The following is a 2,492-nucleotide window of genomic DNA, read 5'->3' on the forward strand; positions in this document are numbered from 1 at the left end:
CTGGCGAGGTTTGCGAAGACTCATCGATATTCAACTCGGCTTTGAACTCGCCAAAAATTGTGGGTAATCGAAAGTCCATTTTCGACGTCTACCAACTGACGCTCTGAGCGAGGAGCATAGGTGTCCACCTATTCGGAGGTGGACACCTATGACTGGCAAAGACTCAGAGTTGAAAGTAGTTCGTCAAAGCCGCGACGGGCGCCGTCGCTATGACGAGGGAGGCAAGCGCGTACTGATCGAGGCCGCGTTGCGACCAGGCGCGTCGGTCGCCCGTTTGGCACAGGAGCATGGGATCAACGCTAACCTGCTGCGCAAATGGATCGCGAAGTATCTGATGGAGCGCGAGAAAGGCATCCCATTTGCATCGCAGGAAACGCGCGCCGCGGAGCGCGATCTACCGTCATCTGCCATCGACGCAATTGCCCACGAAGACTTCCGTCGTTGCATGGATGACGGATCGACCGACGTTGCGGGCTCACGTAAGCACCTCCTGTGCGCACCGTCTACTTCTGCATTTGTGCCGGTCGTTTCAACATCATCGGTGCCGCCGTTGCCACTCGTGTTGACTGCAACTGCGCCGATCACGCTTTCGCTGCATGTGCGACTGTCGAATGGTGTGGAGCTTGATCTCAGTGCAGCGAGCATCGACGAACTGAACACCGTGGTCCAGATGTTCGGGAGGATGCCGTGTTCCGGTTCGACGAAAATCTGAAGGTGTACCTGCACCGCGATCCCGTCGATTTCCGGTACGGAATGAACAGCCTGTCGATTCTCGTCGAACAGGCGATGCGCCTGAATCCCATGGATTCCTCGCTCTACGTTTTTACCAACCGGCGACGCGATCGCGTCAAGATCCTGGGCTGGCAGGACAACGGTTTCTGGCTGATGCTCAAGAGACTCGAGGCCAATGATCGCTTCGTCTGGCCTGACAGCAAAACCGAAGTCGTGACGTTGACCGTCGATCTGCTGCACTGGCTTCTCGAAGGTGCCGACATTGCTGCTCTTCAGCGGCATCCGAAACGCCATTATGCTCGCGTGAGTTGAACACGGCATCGGCGTGCCGGTCTAAGTGGCATGCCGATCAACGTGACCATCGACGCTGACGAACTCAGGGCGCTCCGCGCGATACGTGAGGAGCATGACGCCCTTCAGTCAGAGCGTGACGGGTTACGCAGCGCACTGCGTCTCGTGACTGCGGAGCGCGACCTGGCTGAGGAACGACTGCGCGCTTACCGGCGCGAGCTGTTCGGCGCGAAGAGCGAAGCTCGCGCATCGGATCAGCCCGGTCTGTTCAATGAAGCCGAAGTGCTCGGCGCGAACGCAACACCCGCGCAGGAAGATACTCCCGAAACCAGGATCGCCGCGCACACGCGCAAGAAGCGCGGTCATCGCAAACCGCTCGATCCCAACTTGCCGCGCGAAGTCGTTCGGCACGAACTTCCCGAAGCCGAACGCTTCTGCAACCACGACGGCCACGCGCTCGTTGAGATCGGTGTCGAAACGAGCGAGCAGCTCGACGTGATCCCCGAACAGCTTCGCGTCATCCAGCACCAGCGCGTCAAGTATGCCTGCCCGTGCTGCGATCTTGGCATCAAAGTCACGCCCGCGCCGCTGCGCATCATCCCGCGTGGACTGCTCACGGAATCGGCGCTCGCGTGGGTCGCCTCCGGCAAGTATCAGTTTGGCATGCCGATCTATCGCCAAGCGGTCCTGCTGCGACGCTTCGGTGGCGACATCTCATCGAACACTCTCGCCGCGAGCATGGTCCGCGTCGGTCTCGCGACGCAGCCCGTTATCAACCTGATGCGCGACGCGTTGCTCGATGCTGACGTGATCTACTGCGACGAGACGACGTTCCAGGTCCTGAAGGAAGACGGGCGCAAGCCACAAACGAAAAGCTATCTCTGGTCGCAAATGACCGGATCTGGAACGCCCATCCGCTGTTTCGCCTATACGGCTGGTCGCGGCGCGAAGCTGGCCGACAAACTGTTCGCCGGTATCCGCAAGGGCGCGGTTCTGATGACCGACGGATACGAGCCCTACAACGGCATTGCGCAACAGTATCAGCTCGTGCACCTCGGATGCTGGGCTCATGCGAGACGGTATCTGGTCAAGGCCGAAGATAATGTACCCAAGGCGGCCCGCTCCCCCGATCTGCTCGCCACACGCTTCATCAAACTGATCGGCAAGCTGTTTGCGGCGGAAGCGCGCAGTGAAACGTGGCCGGCTGAACGACGACAGCGATTGCGACGACGATACAGTGCACGCGTGCTCGGTGCCATCGAAACGCTGATGCTTGAACAGTTGCCCGGCGTCGTGCCGCAAAGCTTACTCGGCAAGGCCCTGACCTATCTGCATGGGCAGTGGCCCAAGCTGATCCGATACGTCGAGAACGGCAACTGGCCCATATCGAACAATCCCTGCGAAAATTCCATTCGCCCGTTTGTCGTCGCACGCAAAAGCTTCCTGTTTGCCGATACAGTTGCTGGCGC

At 59.6% G+C, this 2,492-nt stretch carries 3 protein-coding genes; all 3 read left to right on the forward strand.

The window, feature by feature from the left end:
• Nucleotides 1-148 precede the first annotated feature (148 nt).
• Nucleotides 149-712, forward strand: a complete 564-nt coding sequence (locus AWB81_RS42035; RefSeq protein WP_062644428.1) for a transposase — start codon at nucleotides 149-151, stop codon at nucleotides 710-712.
• Nucleotides 688-1,044 (forward strand): IS66 family insertion sequence element accessory protein TnpB, encoded by a 357-nt coding sequence (gene tnpB, locus AWB81_RS42040; protein ID WP_062644431.1) that lies wholly within the window; start codon nucleotides 688-690, stop codon nucleotides 1,042-1,044. The genes AWB81_RS42035 and tnpB overlap by 25 nt, the downstream gene beginning before the upstream one ends.
• 30 nt (nucleotides 1,045-1,074) lie before the next feature.
• The coding region (gene tnpC, locus AWB81_RS42045; protein WP_062644433.1) for an IS66 family transposase at nucleotides 1,075-2,492 on the forward strand (1,418 nt) is incomplete at its 3' end.

The organism is Caballeronia arationis, assembly GCF_001544975.2.
Lineage (GTDB): Bacteria > Pseudomonadota > Gammaproteobacteria > Burkholderiales > Burkholderiaceae > Caballeronia > Caballeronia arationis.